The sequence below is a fragment of the Amycolatopsis heterodermiae genome (assembly GCF_034929455.1).
In the GTDB taxonomy this organism is placed as follows: domain Bacteria; phylum Actinomycetota; class Actinomycetes; order Mycobacteriales; family Pseudonocardiaceae; genus Amycolatopsis; species Amycolatopsis heterodermiae.
Map to the genome: position 1 here is coordinate 49,819 of NZ_JAYFSI010000022.1, position 21,116 is coordinate 70,934.

The following is a 21,116-nucleotide window of genomic DNA, read 5'->3' on the forward strand; positions in this document are numbered from 1 at the left end:
AATCAACGAGCGTTCAACGAACTGGGAGCAGCCATGACCGCCACCTCACGCGAAGTCGCCGAGCAGGTCCTGCGCGCGGGCCTCGCCATGGACACCGACACGTTCGTCGGCCTGATCGCCCCGGACGGTTACGTCGAGTGGCCGTACCGCCCGGCCGGCGTCCCGGACCGGCTGGAGGGCCGCGAACAGATCCGCGAATTCCTGACGGCGCAAGCGAAAGGGCTCGTCAAGTTCGACGAGTACCGCAACACGGTGATCCACGAGACCACCGACCCGGAGGTGGTGATCGTCGAGTACGACGTCCACGGCACGGTCGTCCCCACGGGCGCGCCCTTCCACCAGACGATCATCGCCGTGCTCCGGATCCGGGACGGCCTGGTCGTCTCGTACCGCGACTACCTCAACCCGTTGGTACTGGCCGAAACCCTGGCGAGTGCCGCCGGCCCGGCTCTCAGCGGTTGAGCCGCACGGAGTTCAGCAGGACCAGTGCGGCCGCCTCGTTGCCGTGCGCGCTGTCGACCTCGATCGTGTAGGCCCCGAGCGTCCGATTCTGGTGCACGGGCAGCGGGTCCTCCGGCGAGGCGCTGCCCGTGCCGTCGCCGCCCCGGGTCAGCGACACGAACAGGGAGAAGCACCGGGTGTCGAGCGGGGCCATGTTCGCCTTCAGGTCGGGGCAGAGCACCAGGGTGTTGGCCTCGGGTTCGCTGGTGAACGCGGCGACCTTCTGGCCGCCGGGGACCTGCACCGACTTCAGCGGTGACGCGACGACCGGCGGTGTGGTGCCGATCTTCCCGAGCAGGGCGAGCATCTCCGCGGCCGTCACCGGCTTCGTGGTCGTCACCCGGAACCACCGATCCGGCCCGTCCTGCCACATGACCGACTGCGGATGCGTGAGCTGACCGGCCGACGAGGGCTTCGCCGGCAGCGCGCTGCGCGGTGCGGCGCCGTCGTGGACGTCGATCTCGAACGCGTACCGGCGGTCCTGCGCGTAGTGCAGGCTGGCGAACCGCGGCTGGATGGCCCACAACGTCAGATCCCAGGACTTGTCCTCGAGGCTCACCGCGGGTGCGGCCGGCGGGACCTGCCCGGCCGCCGGGGCCGGCGGCGCGGCCGGGGAACTCCCGAGCGCGGCCGGCGGCTGGGCCGCGGTCCCCCGGTCCAGCACCCCCACGGCGCCCGCGCCGAGGGCGGCCACCGCGAGCGTCACCGCGGCGACGCTCGTCGTGCGGCGCCGCCGGATCCGGCGGGTGGCGACGGCGAGCACGTCGTCCGGATCGGGGGCCAGCGACTCCTGCGCGCGCAGCACCCGGCGCACCTCGTCGAGGTCGGTCATCACACACTCTCCTTGCCTTCGTTGAGCCGGCCTTCGTTGATCTGGACGCGCAGCACACCCAGGCCGCGCGAAATGTGGCTGCGCACCGTCCCCGGCGCGCAGCCGAGGACCTCGGCGATCTCGTCGTCGTCACGGTCCTCGTAGAACCGCAGCACGATCGACGCCTTCTGGGCGCGGCTCAGCTGCGCGAGCAGGCCGGTGAGCTGGTCGGCGTCGGCGATCCGCCGCGCCGGATCGGGCGCGGTCGGCTCGTGGAACCGGGTGACGTCCGCGGTGGAGTGCACGGATCGCTGGTACCAGCGGCGGCGCCAGCCGACGTAGCCGTTGACGACCATCTTCCGCAGGTACAGATCCGGCCGGTCCGCCGCCGCCACCCGCCGCCAGCCCTGGTGCGCACGCACGAGCGCGTCCTGCACCACGTCCTGGGCCAGTTCACGGTCCCCGGTCAGCACCGCGGCGAACCGCACCAGCCCGGGCAGTTGCTCACGCGAGAACTCTTCGAACTGCACACTTCTTAAGATGCCGTTGCCCGGGCGATCTGTTGCAGTTCTCGCCGAGAAGCCGGGCTCACCGTGCGTGACCCCGCCCGTCCGCCGGTGAACCACCACCGGCGAGCCGGTGCACCTTTCGTGCGACTGTCCGATACCGGTCACCGGTCCTAGGTTCGTAGCCATGACCACCGCCCTGAGGACCGAGCACGACGTCCAGCGTTTCGAGAAGTGGGACGCCGACGGTGACGGCTTCATCGACCGCACCGACTACGACGCCGAGGCCCGCCGCATCGTCGAGGCCTTCGGCGAGACCACGACCGGCGACCGCGGCCGCGCCGTCCGGGACGCCCTGCTCGCGATGTACCAGCGCCAGGCCGAAGCGGCCGGGGTCGGGCCCAACGGCGCCATGAACCGGGAGCAGTACCTGACCGCCAACCGCGAACTGATGTACCACCGCGGCGACGGCGGGTTCGAAGACCTGCTCCGCCCGACCATCGCGGCCATCGCCGACCTGTGCGACACCGACCGCGACGGCTACGTCGGCAAAGTGGAGCTGCGCCGCTGGCTCGGCTCGGCGGTGGGACTGAGCGACGCCGATTCGGACGCGGCGTTCGACCGCATCGACCTCGACGGCGACGGCCGCCTCACCGTCGACGAGCTCGTCATCGCCGTTCGCGAGTTCCACTACGGGCGCTCGGACATCCCGCTGCTCGGCTGAACCGCACCGGGCCCCGGTCAGGAATCCGACGGGACCCGGCCGGTGCTCGCCCGGGGCATCAGGATCGGGGCCGGGGCCTGGACATGCTCGGCCGTGCCCACCGCCAGCACCTCGTTCAGCGTCTCGATCGCGAGCACCCCGTGTTGCGTGATGTGGCGGTCCAGCGCCGTCACCGCGGGGCGGACCAGCCGGCAGAGCGCCGAATCGTCCCAGGACACGATGGACAGGTGGTCCGGCACCGAGACGCCCATCTCCTGGGCCGCGGCCATCGCCGACAACGCCATCACGTCGTTGTCGAAGATCACCGCCGTCGCGCGGTTGCGCTCGGACAGCAGGCGTCGCGCGGCCCGGGCACCGCTGTCGCCCGAATAGTCGCCGTGGAGGGTCTTCGACCACTCCAGCTGGTGCGTCTCGACGGCCCGGGCGAACGCCTCGTCCCGGCGCAGCGTGTGCGCGAACCGGCCCGGCCCGGCGACGCGGGCGATCCGGCGGTGCCCGAGGGCGGCCAGGTAGCCGACCGTCTCCTCCATCGGCGCCGCGTCGTCGGCCCACACGCACGGCACCTCGCCGGGCTGCGGGTAGCCGAGCGCGACGGCGGGCAGCCCGATCTCGGCCAGGACGCCGGTGCGGATGTCGTTCTCGTGCAGGTCGACCACGATGACGCCGTCGACGCGCCGCTCGGCCCACCACCGGCGGTAGGTCTCGATCTCGGCGTCCCGGTCGTCGGTGACGGCCAGCATCAGCGCCGTCGACGGGTCCGCGCGCAGCGCCATTTCGATGCCGGAGACCAGCTGCATGAAGAACGGCTCGATGCCCAGAACCTGGGCGGGCCGGTCGACGATCAGGCCGATCGCCCCGGACCGCGACCTCGTGAGAGCGCGGGCGGCGTTGCTGGGCCGCCAGCCCATCCGGTCGGCGATCTCCAGGACGCGCTCGCGCGTCGCCGCCGACACCCCCGGCTTCCCGTTGAGCGCGTAGGACACCGCCCCCGTCGACACCCCGGCCGCGTCCGCGATGTCCGAGATGGTCAGCCGCTTCATCGCGCTCCTTCACTCAATCGCTTCACCTCGCACGAGGCTACCCGGAGCTCGTCCCGGTCCATTGACATGACGTGACCGAGGTTACAAGATGTGAAGCGCTTAACCCAGGCCCGCCCCCGATCGCCGCCTGACGACACCAAGCTCTCCTCGCCACCCGTCACCGCGGCCGCCCATCGAGTTAACCGCTTAAGCACTCCTGGAGTCCCCATGAAGGCCGGAAGGCACCGCCGCCTGCTCGCCCCCGCCGCCCTCGTCGCGCTCGGACTGGCCCTGAGTTCGTGCTCCGGCACCGCGACCAGCGCCGACGGCGTGATCATCACCGCGAACACCGGCGCGTCGGGCGCGTTCGTCCGCAACTTCAACCCGTTCCTGCCCAACCAGGCCCAGGCGGGTTACGGCGGCACGATCTACGAGTCGCTGCTGTTCTTCGACATGGCCGAACGCCGCCCGCCGGTGCCGCAGCTGGCCACCGCCGCCACCTTCTCCCCCGACGGCCGGACGCTCACCGTCACCACCCGCGACGGCGTGAAGTGGCAGGACGGCCAGGCGTTCACCGCGCAGGACGTCGCCTTCACCTTCGACAGCATGATCAAGCACCCCGAGCTGAACACGAACGGCCTGACGCTGGCCGCCGCGACCGCGCCGGACGACCACACCGCGAAGATCACCTTCGCCCAGCCCGCGTTCAACCAGCTGTGGGGCGCGGCGGGCCGCACCCTGATCGTGCCGAAGCACATCTGGGAGAAGATCGCCGACCCCGCCACGGAACTGAACCCGAACCCGGTCGGCACCGGGCCGTTCACGCTCGATGCGTTCTCCCCGCAGACTTTCCTGCTCAAGAAGAACCCGAACTACTGGGAGCAGGGCAAGCCGGCCATCGACGGCGTCCGCTTCATCTCCTTCAGCGACAACACGAGCGCGAACCAGTCGCTGCTGGCCGGGAAGATCGACTGGGGCAACACCTTCGTGCCCGACCCGCAGAAGAACTGGGTGGCCAAGGACCCGAAGACCCATCTCGTCCCGTCGGCCGGGATCTACCAGACCAGCCTCGTCCCCAACCTGACCAGCTGGCCGACGAACGACCTGGCCGTGCGGCAGGCGATGAACCTGGCGCTGGACCGCAAGCGGATCGTCGACACCGTCTACTTCGGCATCGCGAAGGTACCCAGCCCCGAGCTGCTGCAGACCCCGCGTGACGACGGCTTCCGCAGCACCGGCCCGGTCACCCGCGACCCGGCCGCCGCGCGGGCGGCGCTGGAGAAGGCCGGCTACACGCGCGGCGCCGACGGCGTCTACGTCGACAAGGGCGGCCGCCGCCTCGAGGTCTCGATCAAGGTCGTCACCGGCTACACCGACTACATCCAGGCGCTGCAGCTGATGCAGCAGCAGTTCGCCGAGGCCGGGATCGCCCTGACCGTGCAGCAGGTTTCGAGCGCCCAGTTCAACTCCGACCGCTCCACCGGCACCTTCCAGCTCCTCATCGACGGCCTCGGCGGAAAGCCCGACCCGTACCAGCTCTACAACCAGGTGCTCGCGACCGCGACCACCGCGCCGATCGGGCAGAAGGCCGCGTCGAACTGGTCGCGCTTCTCCGACCCGCAGGTCGACGCCGCGCTGGCCGCGATGGCCGGCACCGACGACCAGGCCGTGCTCAAGCAGCGCGCCCAGGAGATCGGCCGCGTGCTGCTCGACAAGCTGCCCTACGTCCCGATCTTCCAGAACAGCCCGAACGCGACGTTCCTCGCCACGAAGGTCACCGGCTGGCCGACCGACGACAACCTCTTCGCGTTGTCGCGGGCGGACGTCTTCCCCGACACCGGGTTCGTCGCCAAGAACCTGAAGCCGGTCGAGTAATGCGGTTCCTCGGCAAGAAGCTGATGTTCTACGCGGTCGCGCTGCTCGCGGCGCTGTCGCTGAACTTCCTCATCCCCCGCCTCGCGCCCGGCAACCCGGTGGACGCGGTGCTGGCCCGGCAGTCGTCGATGGCGCCGGTCTCCCCGGAGGCCCGGCACTCGCTGGAACTGCTGCTGGGCGTCAACGACCGCCCGTTGTGGCAGCAGTACTTCGCCTACCTCGGGCAGATCTTCACCGGCGACCTCGGCCGCTCGGTGACGTTCTTCCCGGCGCCGGTCGGCGACATCATCGGCCAGGCCCTGCCGTGGACGCTGGGTCTGGTCGGGGTGGCGACGGTCGTGTCGTTCACGCTCGGCATCTCGCTCGGCGCGCTGGCCGGGTGGTTCCGCCGGGGCGTCGTCGACTCGCTCGTCGCGGGGTCGACGATGCTCGCCGCCATCCCGTACTTCTGGCTCGCGCTGGCCGCGCTGTACTTCCTCTCGGCCGGCCTGGGCTGGTTCCCGCTCGGGCTCGGGTACGACGTCGAGATCGAGCCCGGCTGGTCGGGCGAGTTCGTCGGCAACGTCGTCTACCACGCGCTGCTGCCGGCGCTCACGATCGTCGTCAGCTCGCTGGCCGGGTGGCTGCTGGGGATGCGGAACATGATGGTCTCCACGCTCGCCGAGGACTACGTCGTGACCGCGCAGGCGAAAGGGCTCAGCCTGCGGCGGGTGATGGTCACCTACGCCGCCCGCAACGCCGTGCTGCCGAGCGTGTCCGGGGTCGCCGTGTCGCTCGGGTTCGTGGTCGGCGGCGCGATCGTCACCGAGGCCGTGTTCTCCTACCCCGGCATCGGGTTCACGCTGCTGCAGGCGGTCCGCAACAGCGACTACCCGTTGATGCAGGGCATCTTCCTCATCATCACCCTCGCGGTGCTCGGCGCGAACCTGCTGGTCGACCTGCTCTACGCGGTCATCGACCCGCGGGTGCGCACCACGGCGAAGGCGGGTGCCCGATGACCCAGGCCGTGATCACGCCCGTCCGCGGCGCCGGGCGCGTCTCCGCCCTGACCCGGCGGCCGAAGTTCCTGCTCGGCGCCGGCATCGTCGCGGTCTACGCGCTCGTCGCGGTCGTCGGGCCGCTGCTGGTCGGCGACCCGCACGCGACCGGCGAGGACCTGCTCGCCGGGCCGTCGGCGGCGCACCTGCTCGGGACCACCAACAACGGGCAGGACGTGTTCGCCCAGCTGATCGTCGGGTTCCGCTCGTCGCTGCTGGTCGGGCTGCTCGCCGGCACCGTCACGATGGTGCTGGCCGCGCTGGTCGGCGTGGTCGGCGGGTACGCCGGCGGCTGGGCCGACGAGGTGCTCAACCTGATCGGCAACGTCTTCCTCGTCATCCCGGCGCTGCCGCTGATCGTCGTCGCCGCCAGTTACCTGCACTCCAGCGGGATCGCCGTGATCGCGCTGCTCATCGCGGTCACCAGCTGGGCCGCCTCCGCGCGGGTGCTGCGCGCCCAGACGGCGTCGCTGGCGCACCGGGACTACGTCGACGCCGTCCGCGCGTCGGGCGAACGCGGGTGGCGGATCGTCGTCGTCGAGATCCTGCCGAACCTCTATCCGATCCTGATCTCCCAGTTCGTGTTCGCGATGATCGGCGCCATCCTCGGCGAGGCCGGGCTGTCGTTCCTCGGGCTCGGGGACCTCAACTCCGTCACCTGGGGCACGATGCTGTTCTTCGCCCAGAACGGCGAAGCGCTCTCGCAAGGCGCGTGGTGGTGGTTCCTGCCGCCCGGCCTGTGCATCGCCGTGCTCGGCGCGGCCCTGACGCTGCTGAACATCGGCGTCGACGAACTGATCAACCCGCGGCTGCGTGTCCAGCGCCGCGGCCGGGCCCAGGGGGACATCCGATGACACCCGTGCTGCAGGTGCGGAACCTGCACGTCGACTACGAGACGGCGGCCGGACCCGTGCACGCCGTGCGCGGGGTCGACCTGGACGTCCACCGCGGCGAACTGGTCGGCATCGTCGGCGAAAGCGGTTGCGGCAAAACGACTCTGGCGTACGCGATCACGCGGCTGCTGCGCGCCCCCGCGCACCTGACCGCCGGCAGCGTCACCTTCCAGGGCGTCCACGACACCGCGCCGGTCTCGGTGACGGCGTTGACCGGCAGCGCGCTGCGGAAGTTCCGCTGGGACCGGATGTCGATGGTGTTCCAGGGCGCGATGAACGCCCTCAACCCCGTCCAGCGGGTCAGCGCGCAGCTGCAGGACCTCTTCCACGCCCACCGCCCGCAGCTGACGAAAGCCGAACGCCGGACGCGGGTGGGCGAGCTGCTGGACCTGGTCGGGCTGCCCGAGCGGGTCGCCCGGTCGTACCCGCACCAGCTGTCCGGCGGGATGCGGCAGCGCGTGATGATCGCGATGGCCCTGGCCCTCGACCCCGACGTCGTCGTGATGGACGAGCCCACCACCGCGCTGGACGTCCTCGTGCAGCGGGAGATCCTCGACGCACTGGCGGAACTGCGGCGGCGGCTCGGGTTCGCGGTCGTCTTCATCACCCACGACCTTTCGCTGCTGCTGGAAATCAGCGACCGCATCGCGGTGATGTACGCCGGGCGCGTCGTCGAACTCGGCGACAGCGTGAAGCTGCGGGAGAACCCCCGGCACCCGTACACCGCCGGGCTGCTCAACGCGTTCCCGACACTGCGTTCGGAACGGCGTGACCGGCACGGCATCCCCGGCCACCCGCCCGACCTGGCGGTGCCGATCGCCGGGTGCGCGTTCGCCGACCGGTGCGGGTTCGTCCGGCCGGAGTGCACCACGACCGACGTCACGCTGCGGCCGGTCGGCGGCACCGACGTCGCCTGCCACCTCTACACCGCCGAGCGCCAGGAGGTGTCCGGATGACCGAGCTGAGCGCGCACGACCTGGTGCGCGAGTACTCCGGGTTCCGGGCGGTCGACGGCGTCAGCTTCACCGTGACGTCCGGGCAGACCCTGGCGCTGGTCGGCGCCAGCGGCAGCGGGAAGTCCACCATCGCCCGGATGTTGTGCGGGCTGGACCGGCCGACGTCCGGGACCATCACGATCGACGGCGAGCCCCGCCGCCCCGGCTACCGGGCGCTGCGGGAGTACCGCAAGCACGTGCAGCTGGTGTTCCAGGACCCGTTCGCCTCGCTCAACCCGGTCAAGCCGGTGCACCACCAGCTGGCGCGGCCCCTGCGCGTCCACGGGCTCGACGGCGGCCGCCGCGCCGTGCTGGACCTGCTCGACCGCGTCCACCTGCGCCCCGCCGACCAGTACGCCGACAAGCTGCCGCACGAGCTGTCCGGCGGGCAACGCCAGCGCGTCGCCATCGCGCGGGCCCTCGCGCCCCGGCCGTCGGTGCTGCTGGCCGACGAGCCGGTGTCCATGCTGGACGTCTCGGTCCGGCTGGACATCCTGAACCTGCTGGAAGAACTCAAGCGGGACAACGACCTCGCCGTCCTCTACATCACCCACGACCTCGCCACCGCCCGGCACTTCTCGGCCACGACCATGGTGCTGAACGCCGGGCGCGTCGTCGAGATCGGCGACTCCGACCAGGTCATCTTCCACCCGGCGGACGACTACACCCGCCGGCTCGCCGCCGCCGCGCCCGACCCGTGGCGCTGACCCCTCCCATCCACCAGAAGGGACCCACCCGTGCGGATCGACCTCGGCGCCCGCGACTGGACGCTGCGCGCCTGCGGACCTCTGAACCACGTGCCGATCGAGCTGGCCCGCCGGCTCGCCGAAGGGATCCCGGCGACCGTGCCGGGGACGGTGCACACCGACCTGCTCGCCGCCGGGCTCATCCCCGACCCCTACCTCGACCGCAACGAGAACGAGCTGCAGTGGATCGGCCTCACCGGCTGGCGCTACGAAACGACGTTCGACCGGCCGGCCGCTCCCGGCGTGGTCGAGCTGGTCTTCGACGGCCTGGACACGATCGCCGAGGTCGAGCTGAACCACCACGTCATCGCGACCACCGTCAACATGCACCGCTCCTACCGCGTCCCGGTGACCGACCTGCTCGCCGACGGCAACACCCTCGCGGTGACGTTCAGCTCCGCGGTGCGGTACGCGCGCGCCGAACGCCGTCGTCTCGGGGACCTGCCCAACCTGGGCAACGACGAGCCGGCCAACTTCATCCGCAAGATGGCCTGCAACTTCGGCTGGGACTGGGGTCCGAAGCTCGTCACCGCGGGGTTGTGGAAGCCCGCGTCGATCGACGTCTGGGACGCCGGCCGGCTGCGTCAGGTCCGGCCGCTGGTGTCGGTGACCCCCTCGGGCGACGGCGTGGTCGAGATCCACGCCGACGTCGACGGCTCGGACGGCCTCGTGCTGCGGGCCCAGGTCGGCGGCGCCGAAGTGGCCGGACCCGCCGGATCGGCGTTGACGGTGAGCGTCGGGCAGCCGCGGTTGTGGTGGCCGCACAGCCTGGGTGACCAGCCGCTGTACCCGCTCACCGTCACCCTCGAAACGCCGGATGGGTCCATTGTGGACACGTGGTCGCGCGAGATCGGTTTCCGCACCATCGAACTCGACGAGCAGAGTGGCGCGTTCACCTTCCGCGTCAACGGCGTCCCGCTGTTCGTCCGCGGCGCCAACTGGATCCCGGACGACTGCTTCCCGCACCGGATCGATGCGGCCCGTTACGACCGCCGCGTCCAGCAGGCCACCGGCGCCCGCATCGACCTGCTGCGCGTGTGGGGCGGCGGCATCTACGAGAGTGACGACTTCTACGCGGCTTGCGACCGGCGGGGTGTGCTGGTGTGGCAGGACTTCCTGTTCGCCTGCGCCGGGTATCCCGAGGACGAGCCGCTGCGCGGGGAGGTCGAGGCCGAGGCCCGCGAGGCCGTCGTCCGGCTCGCCCCGCACCCGTCGCTGGCCTTGTGGTGCGGCAACAACGAGAACTACATGGGCTGGTTCCACTGGGGCTGGCAGCAGGAGCTCGCCGACCGCGACTGGGGTGCCGGCTACTACGAGCACCTGCTGCCCGGCGTCGTCGCGGAGCTCGACCCGACCCGGCCGTACGTCCCCGGCAGCCCGTGGTCGGGCTCCCCCGACCGCGACACCCAGGACGACGACCACGGCTGCGTGCACATCTGGGACGTCTGGAACGAGCGCGACTACAGCGGTTACCTCGAGCGCGTCCCCCGGTTCGTCTCGGAGTTCGGCTGGCAGGCCCCGCCCGCCTGGGCGACGCTCGCCGCGGCCGTCCACGACGACCCGCTGACGCCGGAGTCGCCGGGCCTCCTGCACCACCAGAAGGCCGAGGACGGCAACGGAAAGCTCGCTCGTGGACTCGCGCACCACTTCGCCGCGCCGACGTCCACAGAGGACTGGCACTACCTCACGCAGGTGACCCAGGCCCGCGCCATCCGGACCGGCATCGAGCACTTCCGCGGCCACCGGCCGCACTGCATGGGCACGATCGTCTGGCAGCTCAACGACTGCTGGCCGGTGACGTCGTGGAGCGCGATCGACGGCGCCGAACGCCGGAAGCCGCTCTGGTACGCGCTGCGTGACGCCTACGCGGACCGGCTGATCACCATCCAGGAGCGGGACGGCGCCCTCGTCGCGATCCTGGTCAACGACTCGGCTGCGGTGTGGGACACCCCCGTCGAACTGCGCCGGATCACGGTGGACGGCGAGATCCTCGCCAAGTCCGGCACGACGGTTCGGGTGCCCCCGCGCGACACCGTGACGCTGCCGTTCGGCGACGTCGCCGGGAACCCGCCGCAGGAACTGCTGGTGGCCGACACGGGCGCCGAGCGCGCGATCCGCTTCCTCGCCGACGACCTCGACATCGCCTACCCGGAGCCGCGGTTCGAAACCGCCGTCACGAGGACCACGACGGGCTACGACATCACCGTCACCGCCCGGACCCTGGTCCACGAGCTGGCGGTGTTCGCCGACCGGCTGGCCCCGGACGCGGAAGCGGATCGGTGCCTGCTCACGCTGCTGCCCGGGGACCACGCGACGATCAGGGTGTCGACGCGCTACCAGCTCGATCCGGCCCGGCTGACCACTCGGCCGGTGTTGCGCTGCCTGAACGACTGAGGCTCAGGAGCCGGTGGTCTTCGTGCACGACACCGGCCGCCCGAGGACCACACAACGATCCGCGTGACCACGCACTACCAACTCGACCCAGCCCGGCCAGTCCTGCACTGCCTCAACGACTGAAGCTCAGGAGCCGGTGATCTTGGCACACGACACCGGCCGCCCGGGGATCACACGACGATCCGCGTGACCACGCACTACCAACTCGACCCAGCCCGGCCGGTCCTGCGCTGTCTCAACGACTGAGCCTCAGGAGTCGGTGGTCTTGGCGCACGACACCGGCTGCCCGGGCCCCGGCGCGGTGGCCCGGGCCAGTTCCTTCTCGGCGTCCAGCAGGATGCGGCAGGTCAGCGTGAGACCGCCGGTCGGGGTGGCGGTGACCTCCGCCTTCTGGCCGGCGGCCACCACCACGTCCTGCTTCCACGGCACGCCGACCGGGCCCTGGACGCTCTGCTGCTTGATCTCGTCCTGGTAGCGGTCGGGCGAGTTCGCGTAGCCGACCTTCGCCAGCGTCCCGTTGTCCTGCCCGGTCACCTCGTAGGTGATGGCCCACGACTTGCCGGTCGGGTTCGAGCACCCCGCGACGCCGGCCAGCGCGCCGCAGAGAACGACCGTCCCGAGCACTGCGTTGATCTTCATGCCCCGACGGTAGAGGCGGCGCCCGGACCCCGGCATCGCACCGAAGACCGATCAGCCGATAGTGCGATGGTCTTAGCCCCCGGAGCAATCTTGACATCTATGGAACGCCGTTCCAGACTGGCCGCATGCGGTGGCAGGCAGCGTGGACCCAGGCGATGACCGACTTCCGCGCCGACGACGAGGAGCCGCCCTTCGCCGACGTCACCGTGCGGATGACGGTGCCCGTGAGCATCGGCGGCGACCGCGTCCGGGCGGAGCTGAGCAACCGCTTCGGGGACGCGCCCGTCGTGGTCGGCCACGCCGCGATCGGCGTCGACCAGGCACTAGAAGTCACCTTCGACGGGCAGCGCTCCACCGAGATCCCCGCGGGCGAGTCGCGGTGGACGGACCCGGTCGAGCTGGCCGTCGGCCACGGGGATCACGTCGAAGTCGACCTCTACCTGCCCGAACCGACGCCGTACGCGACCGCGAACGGGTTCCGGTTCCAGCGCTCGACAACCCCGGGAGACGTCGTGGGTTCGCGGCGGTTCCCGGCGGGCGAGACCGGACTCGCGGCCGAGGGGACCGGGTGGTCCCTGCCCTCCGGTGGCCCGTTCCTGCGCGCCGTCGAAGTCGCCGGGACGGACGCCGGCGCGGTGATCGTGTGTCTCGGCGCGTCCATCACCACCATGGGCTGGCCGCAGCTCGCCGCCGCGATGCTGCCCGCCGAGGCGCGGATCGCCGTCCTGAACCGCGGGATCCCGGGCAACCGGCTCCGGCACGACGCCCCGCCCGCGACCCCGTCCTGGGGCCGGTCGGGACTGTCCCGGTTCGACGACGACGTCCTCGGCACCTCCGGCGTCACCCACGTGGTCCTCGCCCACGCGGGCAACGACATCGGCCTGCCGGGAGACCACGCGCCGCTGGGCGAGCTGCCCACGGCCGGGCAGCAGATCGGCGCCTACCGCCGGCTCGTCGACCGGGCGTCGGCGGCCGGGCTCGGCGTGCTCCTCGCGACGATCACGCCCATGGCGCCCGAGCAGGGCGCCGACCGGGAACGGATCCGCGCCACGGTGAACGACTGGATCCGGACGTCCGGCCACGAGGTCGCCGACTTCGACGCGGCGATCCGCTCCACCGCGGACCCCACCCGCATCGCGGCCGAATACGACGTCGGCGACCACCAGCACCCCAACGTCACCGGGGAAAACCGGCTCGCGCGGGCGATGGCCGAAGCCATCACGCGGTCGCTGCGGTGAACCGGGTGCCGGGAGCGCCTCCCGGCACCCGGGACGTCAGCCGCGCTGCATCTCGCCGAGCACCAGCACGCGCCCGTCGAAGTACGTGCGCTGGATGGCCGCGTTGGAGTTGCTGCCCTGCAGGTATTCCGACCACTCCATGAAGTACGTCCACTTCGGCTGCGAGGCCAGCAGCTCCGGCGACGGGATCGTCCCGGTCTCCCCCAGCGCGATCGGCTTGCCGTGCGAGACGTTCAGCATCGCCTGGTAGTCCGAAGAGGACGAATTCGCCTTCATCCAGACGTCGAGGGCCGCGACGTCGACGTAGGCGTCACCCGGGTAGTAGCTGGCGATCGAACCCATGTTGACGTCCTTGACCGCCCAGTCCCACACGATGCTCGTGAGCCCCTTGCCCACCAGGTAGTCGTGGGTGATCCGGTAGAGGCCGGCGCTGCCGCCGAGGCCCGGGCGCCCGCCCCACCACGCCCAGCTGTCGTTGAGCTCGTGCAGCGGCCGGAACAGCAGCTGAACCCCCGCGTTCTGCAGCTGCTGCAGGTACGGCACGATCTCGTCGAGGCGCGCCTTGTAACGGTTGTTGAGGTTCGAGCCGTTCGTCATCAGCTCGCTCCACTGGGCGTCGCTGAGCTTGCTCATCACGCCGGACGACCAGTCGCACGAGCTGCCCTGCGTGGGCGGGCACATGTGCCAGGTCATGGTCACGACCGCGCCGTGGCTCCATTCGAGCTTGGCCTGGTCGATCACGGCCTGCCGGTTGGCGACGTCCGAGCCGCCGAAGAAGAAGTCACCGCCCCACAAGCCGGGGTACTGGCCGGTGATGTCGTGCACCTTGGCGGTGTAGAGGGACGGCTGGTTCGCGGGTTCCTTGTTGTGCTGCCCGGCGATCGTGTACTGGCCGGAGATCTGCTTGAGGTAGTTGAGGGTGCCGCCGGCCCGGGGACTGGCGACGGCGGCGCCGGGCGTGGCCAGGGCCGTGGCGACGAGCGCGGCCGCGGCGAGGATCGAACGAGTCTTGCGCGAGCGTGGGGACACAGGCTGGCTCCTCTGCGGTGAGGACGTATTAAGCGCTTAAGCATGACAGCTTCGACGTGCTTCGTGTCAAGACATCCCGTGACAATCCGCCGAGGCTTGTCCTGCTCGGTGACAATCGTTGACCGGCGGTATCGCCGCTGCTCTACTGGCTGGACCGGCACTTAAGCGGTTGACCTCCGGAACGGAGCCCTGCCTTGTACGCCAAGACCGTCCTGCTCGTCGCGATCGCCGCCACGCTCTGCGTCGCACCCCCGGCACACGCGGCGGCCGGCCCCGGCCCGCTCACCGGCCTGGCCGGCAAGTGCGCAACGGTGGCCGGCGGCGGGACCGCCGACGGCACCCGCGTCCAGCTGAGCACCTGCACCGGTTCCGGCGCGCAGAGCTGGACCGTCCAGGACGACGGCACGATCCGCGCGCTCGGGAAGTGCCTCGACGTCCAGGGCGGCTCCGCCGCGAACGGCACCCCGATCCAGCTGTGGGACTGCCTGGGCAACACGCACCAGAAATGGCGCTACGACAGCACTTCCGGCCGCCTGGTCAACCCGGCGACGGCCGGCTGCCTCGACGTCACCGGACAGTTCAGCGCGGACGGCACGCCGTTGCAGCTGTGGACGTGCAACAACCAGACCAACCAGCGGTGGACGCTCCCCGGCGGTCAGGCGCCGGCCTGCCCGCGCCCGACCGGGCAGTCCGTCGTCTCGGTCGACTACGGCGGAAAGCGTTACCCCGTCACGGTCTACGTCCCCGCGAACGCCCCGGCGACCGCGCCGCTCGTGCTCAACCTGCACGGCAGTGGCAGCACCGGCGCCGGCCAGCTGAGCTACTCGAACATGGCGGCCGCCGCCGACGGTTACCTCGCGGCGTTCCCCGAAGGCGCGATCGCCTACCAGGGCGGCCTTTCGTGGAACGTCCCCGGCGTCGGCACCCCGCCGGCCGGCGCGCGCGACGACGTCGGCTTCCTCGACCAGGTCATCACCACGCTCACCGGCTCCCTGTGCGCCGACCCGCACCGGACCTACCTCACCGGCTACTCCGGCGGCGGCCGGATGACGTCGGCGTTCGCCTGCGCGCGGCCGGACCGGATCGCCGCGATCGCCCCGGTGGCCGGGCTGCGCGCGGGCCGGCCGACGCCCGGGAACACGTCCGTCCCGGACCCGGCGTCCTGCCGGCCGGGCGTGCCGGTTCCGGTGATCGCCTTCCACGGCAGGCAGGACGCCACCAACCCGTACGACGGCGGCGGCACGGACCTCTGGCAGTACTCGGTGCCCGTGGCGCAGCAGCGCTGGGCGGCCATCGACGGCTGCACCACCGGCCCGGCGACCACCCAGGTCAGCACGCACGTCACGCTCACGACGTACTGCGACGTGCAGCTCTACACCGTCGCCGACGGCGGCCACACCTGGCCCGGCTCCCCGCAGGCCAAGCCGGAGAACGGGAACACCACCCACGAGATCGACGCGAACACGCTCATGTGGCGCTTCTTCGCCGCGCACTCGCGGTAGGCGGCGGGCTCCTCACTCCCCCTTCGCACGGCGGCGCGGGGCCGCCGAGCGGGGTGGGGTCGAGCGCATGTGGTCGCGGACCGGGGCCAGCAGGCCGGCGAGGGCCTCGACGTTCTCGCGCGAGAGCGGCTCGAAGAGCAGGCCGCCGACCACCTCGATGTGCCCGGGGAGCACGTCGGCGAGCCGAGCGCGGCCGGCGTCGGTGATGGTGACCGTGATGCTCCGCTCGTCGTCCGGGGACGGGGCGCGCACCACCAGGCCCGCTTTCTCGAGCAGGCCGGCCTGGTAGGTCAGGCCGCTGCGGCTGTAGACGACGCCGTCGGCCAGGTCGGTCATGCGGTGGCTGCCCGTCGGCGAGTCGCCGAGGCGGGCCAGCAGCTGGAACTGCACGTAGCTGAGGTCGCCGGCTTCGCGCAGCTGCTGCTCGACCGTGTGCCGGAGCAGGCTGGTCACCTCGATGAGGTCGAAGTAGACGCCGAGCTGCACGGGGTCGAGTGACAGGGGTGCGTCGGGCATGACCGCAGCCTACTGCTTTGAATTCGAAGGGGTTCCGTGAACGCGGCCATCCGCTGAGGCACACTGGCGCCATGTCCCTGTCCGACCTGGGCGCCGCGGTCCGCCGGCTGCGCGAGCACACCGAGCCCGCCACCGCCGGGCTGCCGTCCGGCGGGCTGCGGCCGGCCGGGCGCCGGGTCCGCGGCCTGCGCCGCGAGGAGCTCGCCGAGCTGGCCGGGGTGTCCGCGGACTACATCCGGCGGCTGGAGCAGGGACGGCGGCACCCGTCGGCCGGCGTGGTCACCGCCATCGCCCGCGCGTTGCGGGTCGGCCGCGCGGACTACGAGCGGCTCTGCGCCCTCGCCGGCTACGCCGCGGCCGACGGGCAAGTGCCCCGCGAAGCCGGGACGGCGGCGATGCGGCTGCTCGAGCGGTTCGACGGCACCCCGGCGTTCCTGACCGACGCGGCGTGGAACGTCGTCGCCGTCAACGGTGCGTGGCTGGCGCTGGGCGGCGGCGGGGCACCGGCCGGGCCCGCCCGGGACTGGAACGTCGCGTGGCGCACGTTCTGCGACGCGCGCGCGGAGATCGGCCGGACCGAGGAGCACACGGCCGGGTTCCAGGCCGCGCTCGCCGCCCGGCTGCGTGACGCGCACCTGCGCTACCCGGCGGACGCGTCGCTCGCCGGGCTCGTCGACGAGCTGCGCAGCACCAGCCGTCCGTTCGACACGCTGTGGCGCACGCCGAAAACCGTGACCACCTACGAGAACCGTGCCGTGTTCCGGCATCCGGACGGGGACGGCATCACCCTCGACGGCGCCCTGCTCGACGTGCCCGGTGACGGCCTGATGGCGGTGGTCCTCACCGCGGCGCCGGGCTCGGCCGACGCGGCGCGGCTCGCGGAGGCCGTCCGCGCCTCGGGCGCGCCGGCCGTGGTGAAGGTGGGCCAAACCGGCCCAGGCTGATCGGGCCCGCGGCCACGACCCTGAGGTCCGTGTGGATCAAGGGAACCCCCGGTGACCGGTATCACTTGCTTCGAATTCGAAGCAGCAGTACCTTGGTCCCCAGTTGCTTCGAATTCGAAGCACATCGCTCTCGGCAAAGGTGAGAACTCCGATGAAGGCAGTGCGTTTCCACGAGTACGGCGCCCCCGACGTCCTGCGCTACGAGGACGTGGACCAGCCGGTTCCCGGCGCCGGGCAGGTCCGGATCCGGGTCGCCGCGACATCGTTCAACTCCGTCGACGGCAACATCCGCGGCGGCTTCATGCAGGGCCCCATCCCGGTGGCGCTGCCCCACACCCCGGGCATCGACGTCGCCGGCACGGTCGACGCGCTCGGCGAGGGCGTGACCGGCGTCCGGGCCGGCGACGAGGTCGTCGGCTTCCTGCCGATGGACGGCGACGGCGCCGCCGCCGAGTACGTCCTCGCGCCGGCCGAGATCCTCACGCCCGCGCCGAAGAACGTCCCGCTGGCCGACGCGGCCGCGCTGCCGCTGGTGGGACTGACCGCGCGGCAGGCGCTGTTCGACCACGGCGAGCTGAAGTCCGGGCAGCGCGTGCTGATCAACGGCGCCGGTGGCGCGGTCGGGGGGTACGCCGTGCAGCTGGCCAAGGGGGCCGGGGCGTACGTCATCGCCACGGCGAGCCCGCGCAGCGGCGACGCGGTCAAGTCGGCCGGCGCCGACGAGGTCGTCGACCACACCGCCACCGGCGTGACCGCGGCGGTGACCGAGCCGGTCGACGTCGTGCTCAACCTGGCGCCGGTCGACCCGGCGGAGCTGGCCGCGCTCGTCACGCTGGTCCGGCCGGGCGGGGTCGTGGTGAACACGACGGTGTGGATGCCCGCGCCGTCCGACGAGGACCGCGGCGTCCGCGGCGTCGACCTGTTCGTCCGCAGCGACGCCGGGCAGCTGGCGGAGCTGGTGGCGCTGGTCGACCGCGGCGAGCTGCGCGTGGACGTCGCCGAGCGGGTCCCGCTGCCCGAGCTGCCGGCGCTGCACGCCCGCGCCGCCGAGGGCGCGGTGCACGGCAAGGTGGTCGTCGTCCCGGCCTGACGCCCGGCCGAGCCGTCACCGCTTCCCGGTCTCCGCCGCGCACTGCCGGCGGTATTCGCTCGGCGAGAGACCGTAGGCGCCGCGGAAGACCTGGCTGAAGTGCGCCGGGCTGCCGAAGCCCCACCGAGCCGCGACGGCGTTGATCGGACGCGCGCTCAGCCGCGGTTCGGCGAGGTCACGGCGGCACTGCTCGAGGCGGCGCCGCCGGATCCAGCCGCCGACGGTGTGCCCGTCCTGGTGGAAGAGACTGTGCAGGTAACGCAGGGAGATGTGGTGCGCGGCGGCGATCGTCTCGGGTGCCAGGTCCCCGTCGCCCAGGTTGGCCCGGATGAAGGCGTGGATCCGGGCCAGCAGCGCCCGCCGCCGGGTGCCGGGCGGCACGGTGCTCTGGGCGTCCAGCGCGTGGGCCAGCGCGGCCATCAGCACGTCGACCGTCAGGGTCGACAGCCGGGCGGCGTCGGCCGGGTCGAGCTCGTGCAGGTGGCGGGCGAGGTGCAGCAGGAACTGCGACGACAGCGCGCCGACCCCCGACGAGCCCGGGATGCGGACCGCGGTCAGCTGCCGGAGGTCCTTGGCGGGCAACGGAAGCAGCGAACGCGGGAAGCGCAGGAGCAGCAGCTGGCTCGTCGGAACGTCCGGGGCGAACTCGCCCCCGAAGGGCCGGGAGGTGTCGTACAGCTTCAGATCCCCCACGCCGTACTCCGCGCACTGGCCGTCCTGCCTCATGAGGCCGCCGCCGCGGCCGAAACAGCCCAGCGTCGCCTGCACGGCACCGAAATCGCTGATCCCCACCTGAGCCCGGAATGCGCTTTCCCCGCGCGGGTCGCAGCGGAGATCGTAGGGCGCCCAGAGCTTCGCGTTCACCTCGCGCCAGTAGGCGAACCCTTCACCGTCCGGCGCCTCCGCGGTGCTGATCACGTCCATGGTCCCCCTGACCTCGCCGGGAAGAATTATCGGACGCCCCGAGATTCGGCGCTTTCCGCATGGCCCGGGGCCGCGTTCGGCTACGGTGGCCGCGTGCATCCGCAGTCCGCGGTGGTCCGCGCGCTCTTCCGGGGTACCGGCGGGCGGCCGGCCGTGCTCGTCGAGCTGGTTCTGCTGCTGCTCTGGTTCCTGCTCTTCGCACGGCTCGACGCCGCCGTAGGCCAGGACTTCGCGGCCGCCGACGCGCACGCGCTGGCCCTGCAGGCCGCCGAACACGCGGTGCACCTCGACGTCGAGCGGAGCGCGAACGCCTGGCTGGCCGCGAATCCGGTGCTCGGGCACCTCGCGGTGTACCTGTACCGGCTGTACTACGTGGTGGTCGCCGGCGTGCTGCTGTGGGTGTTCACCCGGCACGCCGGCGTCTACCGCCGGGTCCGGCGGACGATGGTCGCGATGACGGCACTGGTCCTGCCGGTCTACTGGGCCGTGCCGATGTCACCACCGCGGTTCGCCCTGCCGGGTGCCGTCGACATCGTGGCCGGGTACGACATCCTGGGACAGGCCGGCCGGGAGAGCTGGACGCACCCCAGCCACTGGACGGCCATGCCCAGCATGCACGTGGGCTGGTCGCTGTGGTGCGCGTACGCCGTGTGGACCGCGCTCCGGGGCACACGGCCGCGCCTGGCCCTGGCGGCGTGGTCGTTCCCGCTGCTCATGACGGCGGACGTGCTCGCCACCGCGAACCACTACGTGCTCGACGTCGCGGGCAGCGTCGCGCTGCTGGCCGCCGCCATCGCCGTCGCGGCGCTGTGGGGCCGCCTCGCCGGGTCCGGAACGGCCGGCCGGGACACCGCGGCGGCCGGCCGGCGTCTCACTTCCCGTGGGGATCGGTGCCGTTGAGGGTCGCGACGACCTGGTCGTAGTCGCCGCGGGCTTCGCCGTAGCGCAGGAACTTGACCCGCTCCACCTGGATCTCCTTGGCCTCCGGCTGCGTCTCCACGATGCCCAGCACCTCGGCGACGAACTCGTCGAGCGGCATGGCCTGGTCGTTCTCGGCCTGGCCGGGCATCAGGTCCGTCTGCACCGAGGGCGGGACCAGCTCCACGACCCGCACCGAAGTGTCGGCCAGCTGCAGCCGCAGCGACTCGCTCAGCATGTGGATCGCCGCCTTCGACGCGTTGTAGCTCGGGGTCACCTTGAGCGGGGTGAACGCCAAACCCGACGAAACGGTCACGATCGTGGCGTCCGGCCGGGTCCGCAGGTGCTCGACGAACGCGGCGATCAGCCGGATCGGGCCGAGCACGTTGGTCGTCACGACGTTTTCGGCCGATTCGAGGAACGTGCCGGGCTGGTGCCAGTCCTCGGCGCGCATCACGCCGGCCATGGTCACGAGCACGTTCAGCTCGGGGTAGCGGGTGAGCACGTCCTTCGCCGCGGCCTGGATGCTCGCGGCGTCCGTGGTGTCGATCCGCACGGTGCCGATGCCGGGGTGCTCGGCGGCGACCTGCTCCAGCAGCTCGGTGCGCCGCCCGCCGACGACCACGGTGTTGCCCCGGTCCTTGAGGGCGACGGCCAGGGCGAGGCCGATGCCGCTGGTCGCGCCGGGGATGAAGAGGGTGTTTCCGGTGATGTCCATGTCTTCAGTTTCGCCGGTCCCGGCGGCCGCCGGCAGAGATCGCTCATCGGGGGATCGGCGATCCCTGGTTGCGGCCGCGCCGGGCGCGATACTGGAG

Annotated in this window: 21 protein-coding genes; 13 read left to right on the forward strand and 8 right to left on the reverse strand. The window is 71.8% G+C overall.

All coding sequences use genetic code 11. The annotated features are described in order from the left end of the window. Nucleotides 1-33: 33 nt before the first annotated feature. The gene (locus VA596_RS48100; protein ID WP_323337300.1) at nt 34-462 is read left to right on the forward strand and encodes a nuclear transport factor 2 family protein; all 429 of its coding nucleotides are present in this window, start codon (nt 34-36) and stop codon (nt 460-462) included. Here the strand turns inward: VA596_RS48100 and VA596_RS48105 are convergent. Then, nucleotides 452-1,333 (reverse strand): hypothetical protein, encoded by an 882-nt coding sequence (locus tag VA596_RS48105; RefSeq protein ID WP_323337302.1) that lies wholly within the window; start codon nt 1,331-1,333, stop codon nt 452-454. The two genes, VA596_RS48100 and VA596_RS48105, sit on opposite strands and share 11 nt — an antisense overlap. Continuing rightward, nucleotides 1,333-1,842, reverse strand: coding sequence for a SigE family RNA polymerase sigma factor (locus VA596_RS48110; RefSeq protein WP_323337304.1), 510 nt, complete (start codon nt 1,840-1,842; stop codon nt 1,333-1,335). The genes VA596_RS48105 and VA596_RS48110 overlap by 1 nt, the downstream gene beginning before the upstream one ends. Before the next feature lie 163 nt (nt 1,843-2,005). Between VA596_RS48110 and VA596_RS48115 the strand changes: the two genes are divergently transcribed. Next, a complete protein-coding gene (locus VA596_RS48115) occupies nt 2,006-2,542 on the forward strand; it encodes an EF-hand domain-containing protein (protein ID WP_323337306.1) in 537 nt (178 codons plus the stop codon). 17 nt (nt 2,543-2,559) lie between these two features. Here the strand turns inward: VA596_RS48115 and VA596_RS48120 are convergent, their stop codons facing one another. Beyond that, on the reverse strand, nt 2,560-3,582 hold the full coding sequence (locus VA596_RS48120) for a LacI family DNA-binding transcriptional regulator (RefSeq protein ID WP_323337308.1): 1,023 nt from the start codon (nt 3,580-3,582) through the stop codon (nt 2,560-2,562). Between the two features lie 207 nt (nt 3,583-3,789). On the opposite strand from VA596_RS48120, the gene VA596_RS48125 reads away from it, so the two are divergent. Genes VA596_RS48125 through VA596_RS48150 form a run of 6 tightly spaced genes read left to right on the forward strand, consistent with a single transcriptional unit; the run spans nt 3,790 to nt 11,501 of the window. Then, nucleotides 3,790-5,436 (forward strand): ABC transporter substrate-binding protein, encoded by a 1,647-nt coding sequence (locus VA596_RS48125; RefSeq protein ID WP_323337310.1) that lies wholly within the window; start codon nt 3,790-3,792, stop codon nt 5,434-5,436. Further along, complete coding sequence (locus tag VA596_RS48130) at nt 5,436-6,434, forward strand: ABC transporter permease (RefSeq protein WP_323337312.1); 999 nt, start codon at nt 5,436-5,438, stop codon at nt 6,432-6,434. The genes VA596_RS48125 and VA596_RS48130 overlap by 1 nt, the downstream gene beginning before the upstream one ends. After that, the gene (locus VA596_RS48135) at nt 6,431-7,327 is read left to right on the forward strand and encodes an ABC transporter permease (protein ID WP_323337314.1); all 897 of its coding nucleotides are present in this window, start codon (nt 6,431-6,433) and stop codon (nt 7,325-7,327) included. The genes VA596_RS48130 and VA596_RS48135 overlap by 4 nt, the downstream gene beginning before the upstream one ends. Continuing rightward, nucleotides 7,324-8,322, forward strand: coding sequence for an ABC transporter ATP-binding protein (locus VA596_RS48140; protein WP_323337315.1), 999 nt, complete (start codon nt 7,324-7,326; stop codon nt 8,320-8,322). Before VA596_RS48135 ends, VA596_RS48140 begins: the two co-directional genes overlap by 4 nt. Further along, a complete protein-coding gene (locus VA596_RS48145) occupies nt 8,319-9,068 on the forward strand; it encodes an ABC transporter ATP-binding protein (protein WP_323337317.1) in 750 nt (249 codons plus the stop codon). The genes VA596_RS48140 and VA596_RS48145 overlap by 4 nt, the downstream gene beginning before the upstream one ends. A 30-nt stretch (nt 9,069-9,098) precedes the next feature. Further along, nucleotides 9,099-11,501, forward strand: coding sequence for a glycoside hydrolase family 2 protein (locus VA596_RS48150; protein WP_323337319.1), 2,403 nt, complete (start codon nt 9,099-9,101; stop codon nt 11,499-11,501). A gap of 249 nt (nt 11,502-11,750) precedes the next feature. On the opposite strand, the gene VA596_RS48155 is transcribed toward VA596_RS48150, so the two are convergent. After that, nucleotides 11,751-12,140 (reverse strand): hypothetical protein, encoded by a 390-nt coding sequence (locus tag VA596_RS48155; protein WP_323337321.1) that lies wholly within the window; start codon nt 12,138-12,140, stop codon nt 11,751-11,753. A 125-nt stretch (nt 12,141-12,265) separates the two neighbouring features. Here VA596_RS48155 and VA596_RS48160 point away from each other — a divergent pair, with 125 nt between their 5' ends. After that, nucleotides 12,266-13,378, forward strand: coding sequence for a GDSL-type esterase/lipase family protein (locus VA596_RS48160; protein WP_323337323.1), 1,113 nt, complete (start codon nt 12,266-12,268; stop codon nt 13,376-13,378). A gap of 36 nt (nt 13,379-13,414) precedes the next feature. Here the strand turns inward: VA596_RS48160 and VA596_RS48165 are convergent, their stop codons facing one another. Further along, the gene (locus VA596_RS48165) at nt 13,415-14,407 is read right to left on the reverse strand and encodes a glycoside hydrolase family 26 protein (RefSeq protein ID WP_323337325.1); all 993 of its coding nucleotides are present in this window, start codon (nt 14,405-14,407) and stop codon (nt 13,415-13,417) included. A gap of 194 nt (nt 14,408-14,601) precedes the next feature. Here VA596_RS48165 and VA596_RS48170 point away from each other — a divergent pair, with 194 nt between their 5' ends. Then, nucleotides 14,602-15,909 (forward strand): extracellular catalytic domain type 1 short-chain-length polyhydroxyalkanoate depolymerase, encoded by a 1,308-nt coding sequence (locus VA596_RS48170; protein ID WP_323337327.1) that lies wholly within the window; start codon nt 14,602-14,604, stop codon nt 15,907-15,909. A gap of 12 nt (nt 15,910-15,921) precedes the next feature. On the opposite strand, the gene VA596_RS48175 is transcribed toward VA596_RS48170, so the two are convergent. Further along, nucleotides 15,922-16,425, reverse strand: coding sequence for a MarR family winged helix-turn-helix transcriptional regulator (locus tag VA596_RS48175; protein WP_323337329.1), 504 nt, complete (start codon nt 16,423-16,425; stop codon nt 15,922-15,924). Between the two features lie 71 nt (nt 16,426-16,496). Between VA596_RS48175 and VA596_RS48180 the strand changes: the two genes are divergently transcribed. After that, a complete protein-coding gene (locus VA596_RS48180) occupies nt 16,497-17,369 on the forward strand; it encodes a helix-turn-helix domain-containing protein (protein WP_323337331.1) in 873 nt (290 codons plus the stop codon). A gap of 151 nt (nt 17,370-17,520) precedes the next feature. Further along, nucleotides 17,521-18,459, forward strand: coding sequence for an NADP-dependent oxidoreductase (locus VA596_RS48185; protein ID WP_323337333.1), 939 nt, complete (start codon nt 17,521-17,523; stop codon nt 18,457-18,459). Between the two features lie 15 nt (nt 18,460-18,474). On the opposite strand, the gene VA596_RS48190 is transcribed toward VA596_RS48185, so the two are convergent. After that, the gene (locus VA596_RS48190) at nt 18,475-19,383 is read right to left on the reverse strand and encodes a helix-turn-helix domain-containing protein (RefSeq protein WP_323337335.1); all 909 of its coding nucleotides are present in this window, start codon (nt 19,381-19,383) and stop codon (nt 18,475-18,477) included. Between the two features lie 93 nt (nt 19,384-19,476). Here VA596_RS48190 and VA596_RS48195 point away from each other — a divergent pair, with 93 nt between their 5' ends. Beyond that, nucleotides 19,477-20,283: a phosphatase PAP2 family protein gene (locus VA596_RS48195; RefSeq protein ID WP_323337337.1), complete on the forward strand. Its 807-nt coding sequence runs from the start codon at nt 19,477-19,479 to the stop codon at nt 20,281-20,283. Here VA596_RS48195 and VA596_RS48200 read toward each other — a convergent pair. Further along, nucleotides 20,255-21,019: an SDR family oxidoreductase gene (locus VA596_RS48200; RefSeq protein ID WP_323337339.1), complete on the reverse strand. Its 765-nt coding sequence runs from the start codon at nt 21,017-21,019 to the stop codon at nt 20,255-20,257. The genes VA596_RS48195 and VA596_RS48200 overlap by 29 nt on opposite strands. Nucleotides 21,020-21,116 lie beyond the last annotated feature (97 nt).